This window comes from Nocardia stercoris (genome assembly GCF_003696265.1).
In the GTDB taxonomy this organism is placed as follows: domain Bacteria; phylum Actinomycetota; class Actinomycetes; order Mycobacteriales; family Mycobacteriaceae; genus Nocardia; species Nocardia stercoris.
Genome location: NZ_RFFH01000016.1, coordinates 101,753 through 121,422 on the forward strand (window position 1 = coordinate 101,753; position 19,670 = coordinate 121,422).

16 protein-coding genes are annotated in these 19,670 nt (G+C 70.7%); 12 read left to right on the plus strand and 4 right to left on the minus strand.

The genetic code is table 11. The features are described from left to right. The first annotated feature begins 972 nt into the window (after positions 1-972). The gene (locus EBN03_RS35710) at positions 973-1,860 is read left to right on the plus strand and encodes an NlpC/P60 family protein (protein ID WP_325052099.1); all 888 of its coding nucleotides are present in this window, start codon (positions 973-975) and stop codon (positions 1,858-1,860) included. A 75-nt stretch (positions 1,861-1,935) separates the two neighbouring features. On the opposite strand, the gene EBN03_RS27305 is transcribed toward EBN03_RS35710, so the two are convergent. Continuing rightward, positions 1,936-3,003 (minus strand): hypothetical protein, encoded by a 1,068-nt coding sequence (locus EBN03_RS27305; RefSeq protein ID WP_122191005.1) that lies wholly within the window; start codon positions 3,001-3,003, stop codon positions 1,936-1,938. Between the two features lie 76 nt (positions 3,004-3,079). On the opposite strand from EBN03_RS27305, the gene EBN03_RS27310 reads away from it, so the two are divergent. Next, a complete protein-coding gene (locus EBN03_RS27310; protein WP_122191006.1) occupies positions 3,080-3,517 on the plus strand; it encodes a MarR family winged helix-turn-helix transcriptional regulator in 438 nt (145 codons plus the stop codon). Positions 3,518-3,526: 9 nt separating this feature from the next. Here the strand turns inward: EBN03_RS27310 and EBN03_RS27315 are convergent, their stop codons facing one another. Further along, positions 3,527-4,402 (minus strand): UTP--glucose-1-phosphate uridylyltransferase, encoded by an 876-nt coding sequence (locus EBN03_RS27315; protein ID WP_122191007.1) that lies wholly within the window; start codon positions 4,400-4,402, stop codon positions 3,527-3,529. 258 nt (positions 4,403-4,660) lie between these two features. Between EBN03_RS27315 and EBN03_RS27320 the strand changes: the two genes are divergently transcribed. The 4 genes from EBN03_RS27320 to EBN03_RS27335 all read left to right on the plus strand — a co-directional run bounded on the left by EBN03_RS27320 (position 4,661) and on the right by EBN03_RS27335 (position 10,952). Then, on the plus strand, positions 4,661-5,992 hold the full coding sequence (locus tag EBN03_RS27320; protein ID WP_233608684.1) for a DNA polymerase IV: 1,332 nt from the start codon (positions 4,661-4,663) through the stop codon (positions 5,990-5,992). Between the two features lie 111 nt (positions 5,993-6,103). Continuing rightward, positions 6,104-6,604 (plus strand): hypothetical protein, encoded by a 501-nt coding sequence (locus EBN03_RS27325; RefSeq protein WP_233608676.1) that lies wholly within the window; start codon positions 6,104-6,106, stop codon positions 6,602-6,604. A 183-nt stretch (positions 6,605-6,787) separates the two neighbouring features. Beyond that, complete coding sequence (locus EBN03_RS27330) at positions 6,788-10,063, plus strand: arabinosyltransferase domain-containing protein (RefSeq protein ID WP_122191010.1); 3,276 nt, start codon at positions 6,788-6,790, stop codon at positions 10,061-10,063. Between the two features lie 64 nt (positions 10,064-10,127). Next, positions 10,128-10,952 (plus strand): LLM class flavin-dependent oxidoreductase, encoded by an 825-nt coding sequence (locus tag EBN03_RS27335; protein ID WP_122191011.1) that lies wholly within the window; start codon positions 10,128-10,130, stop codon positions 10,950-10,952. On the opposite strand, the gene EBN03_RS27340 is transcribed toward EBN03_RS27335, so the two are convergent. After that, positions 10,949-11,659 carry a hypothetical protein gene (locus EBN03_RS27340; RefSeq protein WP_147471719.1) on the minus strand — a complete coding sequence of 237 codons (711 nt, stop codon included), beginning with the start codon at positions 11,657-11,659 and terminating at the stop codon, positions 10,949-10,951. The two genes, EBN03_RS27335 and EBN03_RS27340, sit on opposite strands and share 4 nt — an antisense overlap. Further along, on the minus strand, positions 11,647-12,603 hold the full coding sequence (locus EBN03_RS27345) for a hypothetical protein (protein WP_233608677.1): 957 nt from the start codon (positions 12,601-12,603) through the stop codon (positions 11,647-11,649). Before EBN03_RS27345 ends, EBN03_RS27340 begins: the two co-directional genes overlap by 13 nt. A gap of 498 nt (positions 12,604-13,101) precedes the next feature. Here EBN03_RS27345 and lspA point away from each other — a divergent pair, with 498 nt between their 5' ends. The 6 genes from lspA to rarD all read left to right on the plus strand — a co-directional run bounded on the left by lspA (position 13,102) and on the right by rarD (position 19,655). Next, positions 13,102-13,641 carry a signal peptidase II gene (lspA, locus tag EBN03_RS27350; protein ID WP_233608685.1) on the plus strand — a complete coding sequence of 180 codons (540 nt, stop codon included), beginning with the start codon at positions 13,102-13,104 and terminating at the stop codon, positions 13,639-13,641. 38 nt (positions 13,642-13,679) lie between these two features. Continuing rightward, positions 13,680-14,588 (plus strand): RluA family pseudouridine synthase, encoded by a 909-nt coding sequence (locus EBN03_RS27355; RefSeq protein ID WP_122191057.1) that lies wholly within the window; start codon positions 13,680-13,682, stop codon positions 14,586-14,588. 22 nt (positions 14,589-14,610) lie between these two features. Further along, positions 14,611-15,357 (plus strand): hypothetical protein, encoded by a 747-nt coding sequence (locus tag EBN03_RS27360; protein WP_233608678.1) that lies wholly within the window; start codon positions 14,611-14,613, stop codon positions 15,355-15,357. 263 nt (positions 15,358-15,620) lie between these two features. Then, the gene (locus tag EBN03_RS27365; RefSeq protein ID WP_122191059.1) at positions 15,621-18,014 is read left to right on the plus strand and encodes an HAD-IC family P-type ATPase; all 2,394 of its coding nucleotides are present in this window, start codon (positions 15,621-15,623) and stop codon (positions 18,012-18,014) included. Positions 18,015-18,099: 85 nt separating this feature from the next. After that, entirely contained in the window at positions 18,100-18,576 is a 477-nt protein-coding gene (locus EBN03_RS27370) for a Uma2 family endonuclease (RefSeq protein ID WP_122191013.1), read from the plus strand. A 92-nt stretch (positions 18,577-18,668) separates the two neighbouring features. Beyond that, positions 18,669-19,655 carry an EamA family transporter RarD gene (gene rarD / locus EBN03_RS27375; protein ID WP_122191014.1) on the plus strand — a complete coding sequence of 329 codons (987 nt, stop codon included), beginning with the start codon at positions 18,669-18,671 and terminating at the stop codon, positions 19,653-19,655. Positions 19,656-19,670: the final 15 nt, after the last annotated feature.

The window sequence follows — 19,670 nt, forward strand, 5'->3', positions numbered from 1 at the left end:
GGCTGGTGGCCGAGAAATCGGTGACCGGCCCGCCGGGCGTCTCTTGTTCCTGGCGCGTAACGCGTGGGACTGCTGTTATGCGAGTGCCCAGTGTCTCGGGTGGGTCTCAACATACCAATCGGTCTTGTGTGGCTGGAGTGAAAACGGGTACAACAGCTGAATCACGGCAAATCGTCCTGATGTTGTTTGTTCCACTCGTCGGTCCAACCGGCTGCCATAGCACGTTTAAACGCGCTTCCGGGTAAGTCGGCTCGGTGCAGATGTCCGTGGGGAAGCGGTCATCCGGGCTGGTCGCCACGGAGGCGTGCTCACACCGAAGGAACAGAGAATATGACGAGCACGTCGTTTCGCCGCTCCCTGTCCCGACTAGGCCCGCTGGTGTGCGCGGTCGCCGCGACCGCGCTGACCGCGGCCGCACCCGCCGTCGCCGCACCAGCGCCCGCAACGCCGTCGGCCACCGCCCCGGATTCGGGTGTGCCGCCGCAGCTACGCGCCGCCGCACCGGGACCGGACGGGAACGCCGGTTGCCCGGCCGCCGGCCCGGCCGCCCCGAGCGTGCCGCCACTGGCTCTCGGACCCGTCGGACCGCCACCGCCGCCGGCACCCCCCGCACCCTCGGCGATGGCCCCGGCCCCCGCCGCTCCCGCGCACTCCGGCGCCGCCGCGGGCCTGTCGGGTCCTGGCGCACCCGGCCTCGCTGCAACATCGGAACCATCCGCCGGTGCGGTTCCGGCGCCGGCAGTCCCCGTGGCGCCTGCGCCTGCTGCGACGTCGCAACCGTCTGCTGTGCCTGGTGTGGTGCCAGGGCTGGCCGGTCCTGGCGCGCCTGCTGCCACGCCGTCGCCTTCCGCTGCGCCCGGTGCGGTGCCGGGTTTGGCTGCGCCTGGTGTGGTTCCGGGTCTGGCGGGTCCCGGCGCACCCAAACCCGCTGCCACGCCGTCGCCTTCCGCTGCGCCCGGTGCGGTGCCGGGTTTGGCTGCTCCGAGCGGGCCTGCGCAGGGGCTCACCGGTACGCCTGCGCCCGGGGCCGGGTCGTCCGGGCAGGCAGCGCAGGCCGCCCCGGCGGCAGCGGATGCCGAGCCGGTCGCACCGAATGCGCCGGCAGTCCGGCTGCCCGCCGCGTCGGATGTGCCGATGGCGCCCGGGGCCGCGGCGAGTCCGCCGGTCACGCCCACGACTCCGGTGGCGCCCGGCATCACGGTCCCGCGCGGGAACATCGTGCAGGCGGGGACCGGTGATTCGGCGGGTGCCGGCGTGGCGCCGGCGGCCGTGCCCCAGCCGGGCGTGAATCCGGCTGCCGCACAGCCGAAGCCGGCGATTCCCTCGGAACTCGGCGTGCGATGTGTGGCGGAGGCGCCGACACCGTGGCACAAGGCGTCCGCGCCGATGGTCCGGGCAACGGAGATCGCCGGGCTCGACGTCGCCTCGCTGGGATCCGGTTCCGACAGCGGTTCCGGGACCGGGCTGATGTCGGGGAGCGCGAACCTGATGGCGCTGCTGCCGGTTCCCAGTGCGCGCGGAGTCGCCGCCGCCGCCATCGCCGCGACCCAGGTCGGCAAGCCCTACGAGTGGGGCGGCACCGGACCCAACGCCTGGGACTGCTCGGGTCTGGTGCAGTGGGCGTACCGGATGGTGGGAATCGCGTTGCCGCGCACCACCTGGCAGCAGGCCGCCGCCGGTAGCGCGGTGCCGTTCATGTCGATGATGCCCGGGGATGTGGTGGTACTCAACGACGACGGCTCGCACGAGGGCATCTACATCGGCCTCGGGCAGGTTCTCAACGCCTACGACTACGGTGTCGGCGTCGTCACCACACCGCTGAAGAATTTCGACATCTACGCGATCCGCCGCTTCTTCTGAGAACGGCGACACGGACGCAAGGGCGGTCGGCGCAGGCCGGCCGCCCTTGTCGTCGCGGTGCCACGATTCCCGGTGTCAGACGCCGACCGCCTCCGCCATCTCGGTCTCCGCCTCGGCCTCACTGACCGCGTTGTCCGGCAACGGTTTCGGCGCGGGGGCGGGTCCGGTGTGGTGGTGTGCGCCGGTGCCGCGCCGCTCGGCCGCCGCCGCCACGGCCAGCACGACGAGGCCGACGAACAGCCAGACCACCAGGCTCGCCAGGCGGCCGCCGAATCCGGTGCCGCCGAAGTACAGCAGGCTGCGCGCGCCCTCGAGGAAACCCGCGCCGTTCCAGAAGCTGTGCAGGCTGCCGAAGAAGCCGTTCAGCAGCTCGGGGCGGTAGACCCCGCCCGCCGAGGTGAAGTTCAGCATGACGAACAACCCCATGAGCGACAGGGTGGTCCAGCGCTGCAGGAAGGTGTGCAGCCCTATCCCGATCGCCAGGATCCCGGCGGCGTACAACCAGCCCAGCGCCCAGATCTGCAGGTAGTCGTGATCGATGATGTGGTAGACGGGAACGGCCACGGCTATGGCAATCACGCTCACCACGAACGAGGTGGCCAGTCCGATCAGGGCCCGGATCCGCATCGGCAGTCCCGCGCCGGCGGCGCCGATCACCGCGACGCTCGCGTAGCCGCCGATGCTCAGCATGATCATGAGGAAGAACAGGCTCTGACCGGTCGGGTCGCCGGCGGGCAGATTCGCGAGGTCGGTGACCCGCAGCGGCACGTTCTGCTGCGCGGTGACCTCGTGGAACACCGTTTCCACGGCGGCTTCGGTGGCTTCGGAGGCGGCCTTGTTCACTACGAGTTCCGGCTGCTGCGCGTCCGGGACGAAGGCGCCCGCCAGGTCGAGCCGGCCGATGCGGTCGACGGCGGCGTCGCGGTCGGGAACCGTGATGACGTCCAGTGCGCTGCCGGCGCTGTCCTTGAGCGACTGAGCCAGCACCTTCGCCTGCGGATCGGTGCCGACGATCGCCACCTGCAGGTGGTTGGGCTGCGGCTGGTGGAACGCGCCGAGGTAGGCCAGGCCCATGCCCAGGCACATCAGCAGCGGCGTGAGCAGGTGGACGGCGACCGAGCGTAATTGAGCTTTGACCGGCATGACTGCGGCTCCATAGTTGGTAAATGCAACTGTCTGATCGTTGAACTCTACAACCATTTGGTTGTAAGATGCAACTATGAATACAGGGTCATCGGTCACATCCCGTCGCGCGGCGATCCAATCCATACAGCGGGAACTCACCGCCTTCTCCCGGCGGGCACGCGGCCGGGCGGCCGAACTCTATCCACTGCTGTCGCTGGTCTCGGCCAGCATTCTCGATCTGGTGATCGAACGCGACGGCTGCCTGTCGGTGGATATCGCCGAGCACTTCGCGCTGGACAAGTCGACGGTCAGCCGACAGGTGGCGGCGCTGGAAAAGCTCGGCTATCTGGTGCGCGAGGTGGATCCGGCCAATCGGCGCAACTACACGCTGCGCGCCACCCCGGCCGGCCGGCAAGCGGCCAAGGAGGCCGAACAGGCACGGCTGACCGCCTTCACCGACCACCTGCACCGGTGGGACGACGCCGACATTGCCACCTTCGCCGCATATCTGATGCGGTTCAACGCATCCTGAGCGGCGGGTTCACTCACACAGCCCGCGCAACCGCGGCCCGTACTGCGGATGCGACAGCGCCGAGGCGAACTGCGCGACGAGATAGTCGGCGGGGTTACCGGTGTCGTACCAGCGGCCCCGGATCACCTGGCCGAACACCGGATTCGCGGCGGCGAACACGTTGATGGCGTCGGTCAGGTACACCTCGCCGGTGCGGTGGGTGTACCAGGTGTCGACCTGCTCGCGCAGATGCTCGATGATGCCGGGCGTCACGACGTAGCCGCCGATGGCCGCGAACGAGGACGGCGCGTCCTCCGGCTTCGGCTTCTCGACCAGGCCGCTGATCCGCATCAGGCCGTCGGAGTGGGACTCCTCGACGACCGGGACGCCGTAGCGGGTGGAGTCGGCCGGTTCCATCGGCATGAGCGCCAGAACCGGTGCGCCGGTGCGGTTGTAGGCGTCGACCAGCTGCTGGGCGCGCGGCACCTCTGCAACGAAGACGTCATCGGGCCACAGCACCAGCATCGGCTCGTCGTCCAGGTGCCGGGCCGCGTTGAGCACCGGCGTGCCGTTGCCGTACGGGCCGTGCTGGTCCAGATAGGTGATGTGGCCGAGACGGCCGAGCTCGCCGACCTCCTCCACCGCGTCGGCGTAGGCGTCCTTGCCGTCGGCGCGCAACTGTTCGACGAGCGCCGGGTTCGGGCGGAAGTGGTCCTGGATCAGAGACTTTCCACCGCTGACCACGATGGTGATGTCGGTGACACCCGACTCGACCAATTCGCGGACAGTGTGTTCGATGACCGGCTTGTCGCCGACCGGCAGCATCTCTTTCGGGATCGCCTTGGTCAGCGGCAGCAGCCGGGACCCGATGCCGGCCGCGGGAATCACTGCTTTGCGGATGGTCATGTACCGAGCATCCCATATCGGGCCGACTCTGCTGGGCGCTTGTTGTCGGTGGCGCCGCGTAGATTGCCGAGTATGGACACCGTCCGGGAGCCGGCAAATTCCGGGATCTCGCCTGTTCACAGGCCTGCGGCCGCGCCGGGTGGGCACCCGGCGCGGCGCCGCGGCGCGCTCGCGGACGCACAGGAATCCGACAGCAACCGCACAGATTCGCGGCCGGATGCGGCGGTTCGCGCGCGCCGCTGGGTGCTGCACATCGATATGGACGCGTTCTTCGCCTCGGCCGAACAGCTCACCCGGCCGACCCTGCGTGGGCGGCCGGTCCTGGTGGGCGGCACCGGCGCCCGCGGCGTGGTCGCCGGCGCCAGCTACGAGGCGCGGGTCTTCGGCGCCCGGTCCGCCATGCCGATGCACCAGGCCCGGCGCCTGGTCGGCGCGTCGGCGGTGGTGGTGCCGCCGCGTGGCGTGGTGTACGGCGAGCTCAGCGCGGCGGTGTTCGACGCGCTGCGGTCCCGCATTCCGGTGCTGGAGACGCTGTCGTTCGACGAGGCGTTCGGCGAGCCGGCCGAACTGGCCGGCGCCACGGTGGCCGAGGTCGGCGAATTCTGTGCCGAACTGCGGGCCCTGGTGCGGGAGCGGACCGGCCTGGTCGCGTCGATCGGCGCCGGCACCGGCAAACAGCTGGCCAAGATCGGTTCCGGGCTCGCCAAACCCGACGGTATCCGGGTCATCTCGCCCGCCGAACAACGGGAGTTGCTGGCCGCGCTACCGGTCCGCAAGTTGTGGGGGATCGGGCCGGTGGCGGAGGGCCGGCTGCGATCGGTCGGCATCGAGACCGTCGGCGCGTTCGCCGCGCTGCCGGAATTCGAGGCGGTGTCACTGCTCGGCGGGAGTATCGGTGCGGCACTGCATCGTCTGGCCCTGGGCATCGACGACCGGGCGGTGGCCGAGCGTGCCGAGGCCAAGCAGATCAGCGCCGAAACCACCTACGAGCGTGACATTCTCACCATGGCCCAGTTGCGCCCCGCGATCGCCGCGATGGCCGGCGCCGCGCACCGCCGCCTGGCCGAGGACGGGCGCGCGGCGCGGACCGTCGTACTGAAGCTCAAGAAGTCCGACATGTCGATCGTCACCCGGTCGTTCACGCTGCCCTACGCCACCGAGGATCTCGCCACGCTGACCGCCGCCGCGCAGCGCTCGGCCGTCGACCCCGGTGTGCTGGGCGCGATCCGGCTGGTCGGAGTCGGATTCGGCGGGCTGTCCACGATCCGGCAGGAGTCGCTGTTCCCCGAGCTGGACCGCGATCTGCCCGGCGCCGACGGCGAAACCGATTCGCCGGAACCGGTTCTCGTCGCGCCACCGGCCACGGAACCGGAACTGCCGCCCGCCACCCGGTCCTACACCGCCGAGTACTGGTACCCGGGTCGCGACGTCTCGCACGCCGAGTACGGGCACGGCTGGGTGCAGGGTAGTGGCCACGGCCGGGTCACAATTCGTTTCGAGACACGCTCGACAGGGCCCGGTCCGGCGTATACGTTCTCAGCCGACGACAGCAATCTCGCGCCGGCGGACCCGCTCCTTAGTCTTCTTTGAATTTCGGCGGGTAGCGTGAGGCGACTCACGCGGTGCTGCCGGAAGGTTCGGCAGCCGCGGGTGACGAGAACACACCAACTCGAACGCAAAGGACGAGCCTTGAAGCTTCAGATGACCGGACGCATTGCGGTCGGCACGCTCGCCGTCGTGGCGGCGCTCGGCCTGTCGGCCTGCGGTAGCGGCGACAAGCCCGGTGCTTCCAAGACCACCTCGGCGGGCACGACGTCCGAATCCGGGTCGTCGGTGACCGCGCCTCCGGTGCCGTCGGTGGCCGAGCTGAACCAGGAACTGCAGCAGGTCCTGGACCCGAACACCCCCGACAGCACCAAGGTCGAGTACCTGGAGGGCGGCCAGGCCGCGCTGGCCAAGGACCCCGACATGATCAAGAAGCTGACCGAGGCCTACCAGCAGAACAACGCCACCATCACGGTCACCGACGTGACCTCGCTGGGTGACCAGCTGACCGCCACCGCCAACGCGGTGATCAACGGTGGCGCGCCGAACGTGCTGCAGGTTCCGTTCGTCGCCGAGGACGGCAAGTGGAAGCTGCAGAAGAGCTGGGCCTGCGCCGGTCTGACCAACCTCGGCCAGACCTCGCCTGCCTGCTCGTAAGCGGCCGTCACCCGTAGCGCCACCGGCACCGGAACCGACCACGGTTCCGGTGCCGGTCGCGTTCGGGGCCCGCCCGCGAGCGCTCGAACTGTCCGGGTTCGACCCGTACCCGAAGTTGGGAGCTGCCTGAGAACCGGTCCACCCTGCACGCCTGGGCAAAGTGTCCGACTACGATCGGCGACCGTGACCGACACCTTGGTGCGGGCCGATGACGTGCCCGCTGCTGACGACCGGCCTCCGGTCGCCGAACCCCGGCGGGCCGGCTGGGCCGCGCCCGTCGCCCTGATCGCAGGACTGCTCAGCGCGCTGTTCGCCATCGCTGTGCCCCTGCTCCCGATCCGGGTGGACCACACCACGGTGTCGTGGCCGCAACACGGTTCGGTGAACAGCATCTACGCGCCGCTGATGTCGTACGCCCCGATCGGCTTCGACGTCCAGGTGCCCGGCAGCGCCATCGAGCAGCTCAGCGCCAAGGGTGGTCTGGTGGCGGCGTCCATGCCGGCCGGCGCACCCGATATCGCGCACTTCGGTTTCGTGGCGCGGGTGCAGGCGGCGACCGACGAGCACCCCGCCGAACTCCAGGTCATCCTGCGAGACCAGGAGCTGTTCTCCGCGCCGGTCAGCGATATCGCCGGTGGCACGCTGACCGTGCACTCGGACCCGAAGGTGACCACCGCGTCGCTCACTGGGTCCGACCTGGCGCCGGTCACCCTGCCCGGTGACCACCGGCCGCAGCTGACCGGGATCTTCTCCGACCTGCCCACCGCCGCCGGCGCCACCGTGACCGCCCAGGTGGACAGCCGCTTCACCGTCACCCCGACGTTGCTCAAGCGGTCGAGCACCGTGCTGGCGGTGGTGTTCGGGCTGATCGCCCTGGTCGCGCTGTCCCGGCTGGACGCGCTCGACGGCCGCCGGCTGCGCCGCGTCGTCCCGCTGCGGTGGCGCCGGTTCACGCTGACCGACCTGGCGGTGCTGTCCACCCTGGTGATCTGGCACTTCATCGGCACCACCTCGTCGGATGACGGCTACCAGTTCGAGATGGCCCGCACCTCACTGAAATCGGGGTACATGGCCAACTACTTCGGCTACTTCGGTGTGCCGGAGACCCCGGTGGGCACACCCTGGTACGACGTGCTGGCCCGGATGGCGCTGGTCACCACGGCCAGCCCGTGGATGCGGCTGCTGACCCTGCTCAGCGGGGTCGCCTCCTGGCTGCTGCTGTCGCGTGAGGTGCTGCCGCGACTCGGAGTCGCGGTGCGGCGCAACAAGATCGCGGTGTGGACCGGTGCGCTCACCTTCCTGGCCGTGTGGATGCCCTACAACAACGGTCTGCGCCCGGAACCGGCCGTGGCGACCCTGGCGCTGCTGACCTGGGTGCTGGTCGAGCACGCCGTGGCCACGCGCCGGCTCACGCCGTACGCGCTCGCGATCATCGCGGCATCCTTCGCGCTCACCGCGAACCCGGAAGGCGCGGTGTGTATCGCGCCGCTGATCGCGGGTGCGCGGCCGGCCTTCCGCGCCGGGGTGGCGCGCGCCGCCGAATTGGCCGGTGCGCCCGCGGGTGCCACGGGCCGCGCCGGAATCGGCCGGTGGACCTGGATCCGCTCGTATCTGACGCTGCTGGCCCCGCTGGCGGCCGCCGGAACTCTCGTTCTCGCAATCGGTTTCGCGGTGCAGCCGCTGTCGGCGGTGCCCGAGATCAACCGCGTGCACCAGGTCGTCGGACCCTCGGTGAAGTGGTACAACGACTACATCAGCTACGAATACCTGTTCATGCCGACCGTGGACGGGTCGATGGCCCGGCGCTTCGGCATCGTGGCCATGTGGCTGGGCATGCTGGTGTGCACGTTCATGCTGCTGCGCCGGGGCGGGCGGATCCCGTTCACCGCGGCCGGTCCCGCGCGCCGGCTGCTGGGCATCACCTTCGGTGCGATGTTGCTGCTGTCGCTGTCGCCCACCAAGTTCACCCACCACGACGGTGTGTTCGCCGGGCTGGCCGGCGCGATCGGCGCGCTGACCGCGGTCACGGTGGGGACCAAGGTGCTCAAATCGCCGCGCTACCGCGCGCTGTGGGCCGCGATCGTGGCGCTGCTGATGGCGCAGGTGTGGACCAGCATCAACGGCTGGTGGTACGTGTCCAACTTCGGGATCCCGTGGCGGGACAAGATGCCATCGGTGCACGGCATCGCCTTCTTCGAAGTGTTCCTCGCGCTGGCGGTGGTGCTCGCGGCCGTGGCCCTGTGGTTGCACCTGCGGGCGCCGGAACCCGGTGAGCCGCAGCGGATCTCGCCGCTGACCTGGAAGCTGCTGCGCACCCCGCCGCTGACCGTGGCGGCGCTGCTGATGGTGCTGTTCGAGCTGGGTTCCTTCGCCAAGGGCGCCTATGTGCAGTACCCGGCGTACTCGCTGGCCCGCTCGAATGTCGATGCGGTGCTGGGCAAGCCGTGCGGGCTGGCCGAGGACGTGCTGGTCGAGACCGACCCCAGCGCGGACCTGCTGCGGCCGCTGACCGGAAACGCGTTGTCCACCTTCACCGGCACCGGAAAGGGCTTCGTGCCCAACGGTGTCGGCGACCAGACGCCCGACGACGATTTCGGGATCACCAGCAGCATCAGTTCGGTGCTGAGCCCGCCGACGGTGGCCAAGCTCGGTGAGCAGGGCGGCACGGTGCTGCCGTTCAAGCTGAACCCGTCCACCACACCGGAACTCGGTTCCGCGGGCCAGGGCCCGGCGACGCTGACCACGGGCTGGTACCGGCTGCCGGCCGCGGCGGACCGCAGCGGCCTGCTGGCCGTCGCCGCCGCCGGCCGGATCCGGACCGTCGACAAGGACGGGGTCGAGACCCCCGGCCAGTCGGTCGAGATCGAGTACGGCACAACCGATTCCGCGTCCTCGGCGCAGCCGCGCGGCCGAGTGCTGCCGATCGACATCGGCCCCGCGCCCGCGTGGCGCAACCTGCGCGTTCCCTTCGACGAGATCCCCGCCGACGCCGACGTGATCCGGATCGTGGCCGCCACCACCAGCCTCGACCCGAAGCAGTGGGTGGCGCTGACCCCGCCGCGGTTCCCCAAGACCACGCCGCTGCAGCAGGTCGTCGGCTCCGACGACGCGGTGCTGATGGACTGGGCGGTGGGCCTGCAGTTCCCGTGCCAGCGGCCGTTCGACCACCGCGACGGCATCGCCACCGTCCCGAACTGGCGCCTCATGCCCGACCGGGTCGGCGCGCACGACACCACGGCCTGGGCCAGCCATTCCGGCGGTGGCGCACTGGGCTGGTCGCAGGATCTGCTGCAGGGCCAGACCGTGCCGACGTTCCTGAAGAACGACCCGCGCCAGGACTGGGGTGAACTGCAGCAGCTGGCCATGATCGACAAGAAGGCGACGCAGGCGCAGCCGATGGTCACCCAGGACACCCACCACGGACTGTGGACACCGGGGCACATCATCACCGACTGGTGAGGTAACCCTGGTGAGGCCGGTACTGTGGCCGCGTGAGCGAACAGCACCCTGGTGAGGTACGGGCATGAGCGACAAGGCTTTTCGGTTCGGCGTGGTCGCGACTCCCGAGTCGGCGGCGCAGTGGCGCGAGCAGGCCCGCCGGATCGAAGGGCAGGGCTACTCGACCCTGCTCATGCCCGACGGGCTGCGGCTGCTGTCGCCCACCGCCGCGCTGCCGGTGGCCGCGGAGGCGACCACCGGCCTGCGGGTCGGCACGTTCGTCACCGCCGCCGCGCTGCGCCCGCCCCGGATGGCGGCCTGGGAGGCACACTCGCTGACCGTGCTGACCGAGGGTCGCTTCGAATTCGGGATCGGTACCGGCCGCGCGGATCTGGCCGAGGCGGCCGTCGAGCTGCTCGAACGACCCGCCACCACGGCGGCACAGCGGCTCGACGATGTGACCCGGACCGTCGCGGACCTGCGGGAACTCGACGGTGAACTACGCACCCCGGTCATGATGGCCGCCGGTGGACCCAAGGCGCGGGCCGTGGCGGCCACGCTGGCCGACACTGTCGCCCTGGCCTTCCCGCCGCTCACCGATCGAGCCGCGGTCGCCGAGACCGTCACCGAACTGCGGGCCGCGGCCGGGGACCGGGCGGACGACCTCGAGCTGAGCTGCAACATCTTCCTGATCGGCGACGACCTGCCGCCGTGGATCGCCGCGTTCGTCCGGACCGACGCCGCGACCCTCGCCGCTCGCGACTCACTGGTCCGGCTGCCCGCCGACGTCGACGCCATGGTCGACGAATTGCAGCGGCGCAGAACGGAACTCGGGGTCAGCTACGTGACGGTCAACGCGGCCTTCGCGGACGCGTTCGCGCCCGTGGTGGCGCGGCTGGCCGGACGCTAAGGGCCCGGCACGCCCAGCAGCCGGCGGATCTGCTTGGCCGTCAGGTCCTGCAGGGTGCCCGGGTCCACCTTGTTGGGGGACGTCACCGCCACCTGGACCACGGCGCTGCCCGTGACCGCCACGGTCGCCGCCGAATACAGTGACATGCCCGAACTGGTGGTCACCACCTGGAACGAGGCCGAGGCGTCCGCGATCGGCGGCTGGGACAGCCCGCCGATCCGGTACCGCACCGCGGTCCCGTCGGCATCGGTACCGGAATAGCTCGTGCAGCCGTGTACCAGCCGCTGGACCGCGGCGAACGCGTCGGCGGCGCCGTTGCCGGGATAGCTGGCGATATCGATGTCGACGCTGTCGAACGCCGGGGTCTCGAAATGCGCCGCCGCGTGCGCGGTGCTGCCGGGCACCTGCTGCCAGATCGCCGACAGCACATTCGCACACGCCGCCGGCTCGGTGTGCGAGCGGTCGGCCGGGTTCGCGCCCGCCGGCGCGGTACCGTCGTCGGTCGCTGTGTAACCCGACGGGAGATCCGCCGTACCGAGCAGCAGGGCGGCCAGGGCCGCCGAATCCGTCACCGGCACCGCGATCACCGAGGGAGCGACGGCCGGAGAACCCAGCGCGGGCAGCGAATCACGGTGCGAGGAACCACATCCGGCCAGCGCGACGACAGCGACCGCGGCGAGGACGCCGGTCCCGATCACTCGCCCCATTGCACCTGGGTGCTCAGATCCTGGGCGAGCAGGACGCCACTGGAACGGTCCCGATAGCTCTGGGTGCCGGCGATCGTCACCGAACCCGCCACCGGCAGCGGCTGACTCAAGTCGACGGTGATCGTGCCCGAGCCGTGCATGCCGTAGTCGACGATGTCGAGCGAACCGGCGTGGTTGGGCAGGGTCCACTCCGTCGACTTCGGGGTCTGCGTGATGTCGAGCGCGATGGTCAGCAGGTTGTCCACCCGTCGGGTGAGGGTCGCGGTGGTCACCTGGTCGAGCATGACATCACCGGCCACTTCCTGCCGCACCGTCCACACCGCGCCCTCGCCGACGGCCTCGTCGGGGAACGCGATCGACTGGTACACCGCTTGGCAGAACGCCTGCTCCAGCGCGGAACGGGCGGCGTCGGGGGTACTCGGCTTGGGGGACAGGCGCAGTGCCGTCACGGCACCGGCCGCACTCAGGTCGAATCCGGCGTGCGAACCGTCCAGCGACTTCAGTTGCCGAGACAGCGCCGGATCGGCGGAGGTGACCGTGCCCAAGGTCAGGTCGACACCGCCGATGCTGCCGCGGGCGGTGAGCGGAATCGTCACCGACGGCGGCGAGAAGTCGCGCATGCCCTGGTTGTTGATCTGCTGCTGGACGTGATGGACGGTGCGCAACGTCACCTGCTGCACTTCGTCCGGCGGGATGTCGGCGCGCAGCACGTCGCGCGGGTCGTCACCGGGATCGATCAGGGTGGTCACAGCGGTGGAGATCGGCATCGTGACCTGGCTGCCGATCGCGGCCGGTTCGGCCTCGGCCTCGGTCTGGATCGGCTCGGTCTCCGAACACGCGACGGTCAGCGCGGACAGCGCGACGGCCAGCAACACCATCAGCACACCCGAGCGCGCGGCCCGGGATCCGATCACCGGGCGCTGGCGCGAAGACAACACCGTCACGCCGAACAGCGTACGACCGGATCCTGATAAACACCTGGGACGCGGCCCGTATCAGGCGCCCGCGGGCATTGGGGGATGATGTCTGCTGTGAGTACCGACCGGCCGCGCGAGCAGCAACCCAGCCCACCCGACGACGCGTCCGCCGCGGACGCCGGTGACCAGGCACCCGGAGCGGTCGTGGTCGGCGAGCAGGGCGCAACCGCGGCCGGTGCGGCCCGTCCGGCGCCCGCGGCCGACGCCGACGCGGTGGCCGGTGCGACATCGTCGGAGGATTCCGGTGCCGCGCCGGGTGGTTCGGCGGCCGAGAGTTCGGCCGGCGGGGACGCTTCGGGGGGTTCGGCTTCGGGCGGCGATCCTTCCGGCACGGCGAGTCCGGTGGCAGGCGGGGATGTGTCCGGCGCGACAGGTTCGGCGGCGGGTGCCGACGGGGCTGGGGCGTCGGAGCCTGAATCTGCTGGGGCCGCAACGGAATCGGTTGCGGCCGATGCGGAATCGGATGTGTCCGGTGCCGGGGGAGCGGCCGCGGCTGGTTCGGGCCTGAGCCGGTTGCCGGTACTGCTGGTGGTGGCGGTCCTGGTATTCGGGCTCGACCTGCTCACCAAGTGCGTGGTGGTGGCGAATATGACTCCGGGCGAACCGATTTCGATCATCGGTGACGTGGTGCGGCTGACTCTGGTGCGCAATCCGGGCGCCGCGTTCTCCATGGCGACCGGGATGACCTGGCTGCTGACCCTGGTGGCTGCCGCGGTCGTCATCGGCGTGATCCGGATCGGCCGCACGCTGCGGTCGACGGGCTGGGCGATCGGGCTGGGCTTGGTCCTCGGTGGCGCGCTGGGCAATCTGGTGGACCGGTTGTTCCGGGCGCCGGGCCCGCTGCAGGGGCATGTGGTCGACTTCATCTCCGTGACGAAGTGGTGGCCGATATTCAACCTGGCCGACTCCGGCATCGTGTGCGGCGCGATCACCCTGGTCGCGCTCACCGTGTTCGGGTTCGAGCTCGACGGCAGCCGCACCCGCGACCGGGACGCGGCCGCGTGACCGGCATGCAACCGCACGCGACCCGGGAGACCCGGCAGATGCCCGTGCCCGACGGCCTGGACGGAATGCGGGTCGACGCCGGCCTGTCCCGCCTGCTCGGCCTGTCGCGGACCGCGGTCGCCGCCATGGCCGAGGAAGGCGCGGTGCTGATCGACGGCGCCGCCGCCGGCAAATCCGACCGGCTCACCGCCGGATCGTGGCTGGAGGTCGCGTTCCCGGAGCCGAAACGGGAGCTGACCGTCGAGGCGACCCCGGTCGAGGGGCTGAACATCCTCTACGCCGACGACGACATCGTGGCGGTCGACAAGCCTGTCGGGGTGGCCGCGCACACCGGTGTCGGCTGGACCGGCCCGACCGTGGTGGGCGGCCTGGCCGCCATGGGCTATCGCATCTCCACCTCGGGCGCGCACGAGCGGCAGGGCATCGTGCACCGGCTCGACGTCGGCACCTCCGGGGTGATGGTGGTCGCGCAGTCCGAGCACGCGTACACGGTGCTCAAGCGGGCCTTCAAGTACCGGACCGTGGACAAGCGATACCACGCGCTCGTGCAGGGGCACCCGGATCCGTCCAGCGGCACCATCGACGCGCCGATCGGCCGGGCCCGCGGCAACGACTGGAAGTTCGCGGTCACCGCAGACGGCCGGCCCAGTGTCACCCACTACGACACCGTCGAGGCCTTCCAGGCGGCGAGCCTGCTCGACGTCCACCTCGAGACCGGCCGCACCCACCAGATCCGCGTCCACTTCTCCGCGATCCGCCACCCCTGCTGTGGTGACGCCACCTACGGCGCCGACCCCACCCTGGCCCGCCGCCTCGGCCTGGAACGCCAGTGGCTGCACGCTCGCTCCCTGGGTTTCGCCCATCCGGCCGACGGCCGCTGGGTGGAGATCACCAGCGAGTATCCGGCCGACCTGCAGCACGCGCTGGACGTGCTGCGCAACGCATGACCGACCCCGGGCGCTGAGCGCCGTGGGTGACGAACCGGCGAAGTCGGCTGCGGTGGCGGGACGGCCCGGGCCGGAGTTGTTGCGCTACACCGGGATCGCGGCGGTGACCATCGCGGTCGTCGCCGGTGTGGTGGCGGGCGCCTTGCAGCCGCGGCCGGCGCAGCGGGTCGCGACCGACCGGCTGGGACCCGATTCGGGTGAGCCGGTCGCGGCCTACCTGGCGCGCAGCCGAGACTCGTTGCGGGGCACCGACTCTGCCCCGCACTGGGCGCTGCTGTCGGCGGCCTCCGGGCTGGATCCGGCGTCGATACCGGATCTCACCGGCGGACTTCGAGTTTCGCAGGTGCTGGTGCACGTGCCGCTGGATCGGGTGAGCACACCGGATATCTCGGTGATCGTGCCGGCCGATCCGGCACAGGCCGCGGCCGCCGAGCAGGTCGCCGCGGGCCATCTGCTCGCCGAATTGGGCCCGGCGGGGGATACCGGTCATGACCCTGTTCTGGAGCCGGATCCCGGTGTCGTGCGGGAACTTTCCATGTACCGGGTGGTCGCCGGGCGCTTGCGGGCTGGATGCGCGTGTGTGGTCGGACTGGTCGTGCGCGGTCCGCTCGATCGGCTGCGCGAGCTCGCCGGGCGGCCCGGTGCGCGAGCAGTTCAAGCGCTGCCGGCCGACGCGGGTGCCGGCAACTTCAGCGTCGTCCCGCTCCTGCCGGAGCAGTTGGACGCCGTGACGCCGGGTCCTGATGACGGCCCGGTACCGCCCGGCTGAGCTTGCGCTGAGCTGTGCGATGGGTGTAGCGGGGCCGGGTGGTCTGTGGGCGGGTGCTGCGGGTGCCGGGTGGTCTGCGGGGGTGCCGGCGTCCGTGAGCAGCTGCCGTGGGTGCGGGGCGATCCGATGGCGGGTGTCGGGCGACCTGTGAGCGGTGCCGCAGGTGCCGGTCGATCCGGCCGCGTCCAGTGCCGGCGGCCGTGGGCACTGACACGATCGGCCGTGTCCGCTTCCTCCGGTTCGCTCGAAGTACGCTGACATGCATGTCTATCGCCGAGGAGCAGATGTCGGGGCTGTCCGCGGCCGAAGTCGCGCGGCGGGTGGCGGACGGGGAGACCAACGCGCTGCCCGAACGGGTGGGCAGGTCGGTCGGCGATATCGTCCGCGCGAACGTGTTCACCAGGATCAACGCCATCCTGGCGGTGCTGTTCCTGCTGGTGCTGGCCACCGGGTCGCTCATCGACGGCATGTTCGGGCTGCTGATCGTCGGCAACAGCGTGATCGGCATCGTGCAGGAGGTGCGCGCGAAACGCACCCTGGACCGGCTGGCCATCGTCGGGCAGGCCAGGCCCGTGGTCCGGCGCGAGGGCCGCTCGCAGCAGATCCCGCCGGACCAGGTGGTGCTCGACGACCTGATCGAACTCGGGCCCGGCGATCAGATCGTGGTCGACGGCGAGGTAGTCGACACTGCCGCGCTGGAGGTCGACGAGTCGCTGCTCACCGGTGAGGCCGACCCGGTCGACAAGCAGGTCGGGGATCCGGTGATGTCGGGCAGTTTCGTGGTGTCCGGTTCGGGGGTGTACCGGGCCACCCGGGTGGGTAGCCAGGCGTATGCCGCGCAGGTCACCGCCGAGGCCGGCAAGTTCACGCTGGTGAACTCCGAACTGCGTTCGGGTATCAGCACGATCCTCAAGGTCATCACCTTTCTGCTGTTCCCGGCCGGGCTGGTGACCATCTACAACCAGCTGTTCGCCAGCCATCAGCCGTGGCGGGACGCGGTCAACGGCATGGTCGGCGCGCTGGTGCCGATGGTGCCCGAGGGGCTGGTCCTCATGACCTCGATCGCGTTCGCGGTCGGCGTGGTGCGGCTGGGCCGCCGCAACTGCCTGGTGCAGGAACTGCCCGCCATCGAGGGCCTGGCCCGGGTGGATGTGGTGTGCGCCGACAAGACCGGGACACTCACCGAGAACGGTATGCGGCTGAGCGAGGTGATCCCGGTCGGCGACGCCGACGAGGCGGAGCTGCGCCGGGCGCTGGCGGCGATCGCGGCCGCCGATCCGCGGCCCAACGCCAGTATCGCCGCGATCGCGGAGGCCTGTCCGAAGGCCCCGCACTGGCAGCCGACCGCGACCGCCCCGTTCTCCTCGGCGAAGAAGTGGAGCGGTATCTCGTTCGGCGTCGACGGCGACTGGCTGCTCGGCGCACCCGACGTCCTGCTGGACCCGGATTTCCCCGCCGCCGCGACCGCGCAGGAGCTGGGTGCCCGTGGCCTGCGAGTGTTGTTGCTGGCCAACGGGGATCGCCCGGTGGACGCGCCCGACGCGCCCGGCACGGTCACGCCGCAGGCGCTGGTGGTGCTGGAGCAGAAGGTGCGTCCCGACGCCGCTGCGACCATGAAATATTTTGCCTCCCAAGGTGTCTCGACCAAGGTCATCTCCGGTGACAACGCCGTGTCGGTGGGCGCGGTGGCGCAGTCGCTGGGCCTGCCCGGCGGCGATCACCCCGTCGACGCACGCGAACTGCCCACCGACACAGCCGAACTGGCGGACGAGCTGGACGCCGCGACGGTGTTCGGCCGGGTGCGGCCGGACCAGAAACGCGCCATGGTGTCGGCACTGCAGTCCCGCGGCCACACCGTCGCGATGACCGGCGACGGGGTCAACGACGTGCTCGCGCTCAAGGACGCCGATATCGGGGTCGCCATGGGTTCGGGCAGTCCGGCGACCCGGGCGGTCGCGCAGATCGTGCTGCTCGACGACCGGTTCGCCACCCTGCCGTCGGTGGTGGGCGAGGGCCGGCGGGTGATCGGCAATATCGAGCGGGTCTCCAACCTGTTCCTCACCAAGACGGTGTATTCGGTGGTGCTCGCCTTCCTGGTCGGCGTGGTGGGGATCGGGGCTCAGATCTGGCACGGGCGGCCGATCGGGTATCCGTTCCTGCCGCGGCACATGACGATCGCGGCCTGGTTCACCATCGGGCTGCCCGCCTTCGTGCTGTCGCTGGCGCCCAACGCCGAGCGGGCGCGCCGCGGGTTCGTGCGGCGGGTGCTGCGGCTGGCGGTGCCGTCGGGGGTGGTGATCGGCGTCATGACGTTCATCGCGTACCTGATCGCCTACCGGGGTGCCGACGAGAGTCAGGCGCAGCGGACCCAGGCCAGTACCAGCGCGCTGATCACGCTGTTGATCATTGCGGTGTGGGTGCTGGCGGTGGTCGCCCGGCCGTGGGTGTGGTGGAAGCTGATCCTGATCCTCGGGTCGGTGGCCGGGTATCTGGTGTTGTTCTCGGTGCCGTTCTTCCGGCATTTCTTCCAGCTGGATCCGACGAATGTGGCGATGACCGCGGTGGCGGTGGTCTGCGGCGGGGTGGGTGTGTTCGCGGTGGAGGTGGCGTGGCGGTTCGCGGAGCGGTTCGGGGCGGGGTCGGATACCTCACATTGAAATAGCTGGGCGTTAGCTAGCGATGGAATGATGGAAGTAGTTCCACACGCCGGTCCGCCGAATCGACCGGCCAGGAGGTTCCGTCATGATCGTGGATGCGACCGACACCCCGCGTCCGGCGCCGCTGCACACCCGGGTGATCGCCAGACTCGCCGCCGAGCTGGACCGGGTACTGCCGCCCGGACTCGAGGCGTTCCCGGAACTCGAGACCGAACTGCCCGGCCGATCGCCCGAGGTGCCCGACCTGGTGGTCACCGCCGCGCAGGTCGACGAACAGGCCCGGGTACGGGCCGACCAGGTGGTACTGGCCGTCGAAGTCGTCTCCACGGGCGCCGACGCCGTGCGCGACTACGCCGTGAAGGCGGGGGAATACGCCGCCAACGGCATCGCCCACTACTGGGTGCTCGATATCATCGACCCGGCCTCGCCCGGACTGACCGTCTACACCCTCGACGCGCTCGGCGAATACCGGATCGCGCCGCGCGCCACCGGGGTGGTGCAGCTGGCGGGCACGGTCCCGATGGTGCTCGATCTTCCCGCGCTGACCGCCCGTCGCGGCTGACCACCGAATACGAGGTCCGAAACCCGCTTGGCATTCGTTCGCCCGGCGAACTACCGTCGAACGGTGCGACGATCGACTGCGCGGGTACCGGAATGACGACCGAACCGGTGCAGGCGACCCCACCCGAACTACCCGCCGGTCCGGCCCCGGGCGATGCGCCCGTACGCGGTGGCCTCCGCGCGGGCAGCGGCGCCCTCCTGGCCACCGGCGCGTACTTCATCTGGGGCCTGTTCCCCGGCTTCTTCGGCCTGCTGAGCTTCGCCGACCCCTTCGAGGTCCTGGCCCAGCGCATGCTCTGGACCCTGGTCGTGGCCCTGGCCGCGCTCGCGATGCTGGGCCGGGTGCGGGAACTGTGGGCGATCCCCGCGCGCACCTGGCGGCTGGCCGCGGCCGCGTCAGCGGCGATCGCCGTCAACTGGGGTGTATACGTCTACGGCGTCGGTGCCGGGCATGTCGTGGAATGCGCGCTCGGCTACTTCGCCGGACCACTGGTCACCGTGCTACTGGGGCTGGTGGTGTTCCGGGAGCGGTTGAGCGCCGCGCGCTGGGCGGCGCTCGCGCTCGGCGCCGCCGCGGTGCTCGTGCTGACCGTCGACTACGGCCACCCGCCCTGGATCGCGCTGGCGCTGGCCTTCTCCTTCGCGCTCTACGGCCTGATCAAGAAGGTGATCGTGCTCGATCCGCTGCCGGGTCTGGCCGCCGAGGGGATCGTGGCCGCGCCGGTCGGCCTGGCCGTGGTGGTCGGTTTCGCGGTCACCGGGCACGCCGCGTTCGGGCACGGTATCGGTCACACCGCGCTGCTGATGGCCTGCGGTCCGGTCACACTGATCCCGCTCGTGCTGTTCGCTTCGGCGGCCCGGCGCACCCCGCTGTCGACGATGGGGATCCTGCAGTATCTGACTCCCGCGCTGCAGATGGCCTGGGGTGTGCTGGTGAACCACGAGCCGATGCCCGCCGCCCGGTGGGCCGGGTTCGGGCTGATCTGGGTGGCGCTGGTGGTGTTCTCCGCCGATGTGCTGCGCGCCGGCCGTGCCGTCCCGTCCGGCCGTTCCGGCGCGGAAACGGTTGCGGCCCGATAGCCGCACCGGATGGAC

Excerpts from the sequence above, each read along its gene's own strand:
- EBN03_RS27305 (WP_122191005.1), bottom strand. The coding sequence starts at position 3,003 with ATGCCGGTCAAAGCTCAATTACGCTCGGTCGCCGTCCACCTGCTCACG.
- EBN03_RS27310 (WP_122191006.1), top strand. The coding sequence starts at position 3,080 with ATGAATACAGGGTCATCGGTCACATCCCGTCGCGCGGCGATCCAATCC.
- EBN03_RS27315 (WP_122191007.1), bottom strand. The coding sequence starts at position 4,402 with ATGACCATCCGCAAAGCAGTGATTCCCGCGGCCGGCATCGGGTCCCGG.
- EBN03_RS27320 (WP_233608684.1), top strand. The coding sequence starts at position 4,661 with ATGGACGCGTTCTTCGCCTCGGCCGAACAGCTCACCCGGCCGACCCTG.
- EBN03_RS27325 (WP_233608676.1), top strand. The coding sequence starts at position 6,104 with ATGACCGGACGCATTGCGGTCGGCACGCTCGCCGTCGTGGCGGCGCTC.
- EBN03_RS27335 (WP_122191011.1), top strand. The coding sequence starts at position 10,128 with ATGAGCGACAAGGCTTTTCGGTTCGGCGTGGTCGCGACTCCCGAGTCG.
- EBN03_RS27340 (WP_147471719.1), bottom strand. The coding sequence starts at position 11,659 with ATGGGGCGAGTGATCGGGACCGGCGTCCTCGCCGCGGTCGCTGTCGTC.
- EBN03_RS27355 (WP_122191057.1), top strand. The coding sequence starts at position 13,680 with ATGCCCGTGCCCGACGGCCTGGACGGAATGCGGGTCGACGCCGGCCTG.
- EBN03_RS27365 (WP_122191059.1), top strand. The coding sequence starts at position 15,621 with ATGTCTATCGCCGAGGAGCAGATGTCGGGGCTGTCCGCGGCCGAAGTC.
- EBN03_RS27370 (WP_122191013.1), top strand. The coding sequence starts at position 18,100 with ATGATCGTGGATGCGACCGACACCCCGCGTCCGGCGCCGCTGCACACC.
- rarD (WP_122191014.1), top strand. The coding sequence starts at position 18,669 with ATGACGACCGAACCGGTGCAGGCGACCCCACCCGAACTACCCGCCGGT.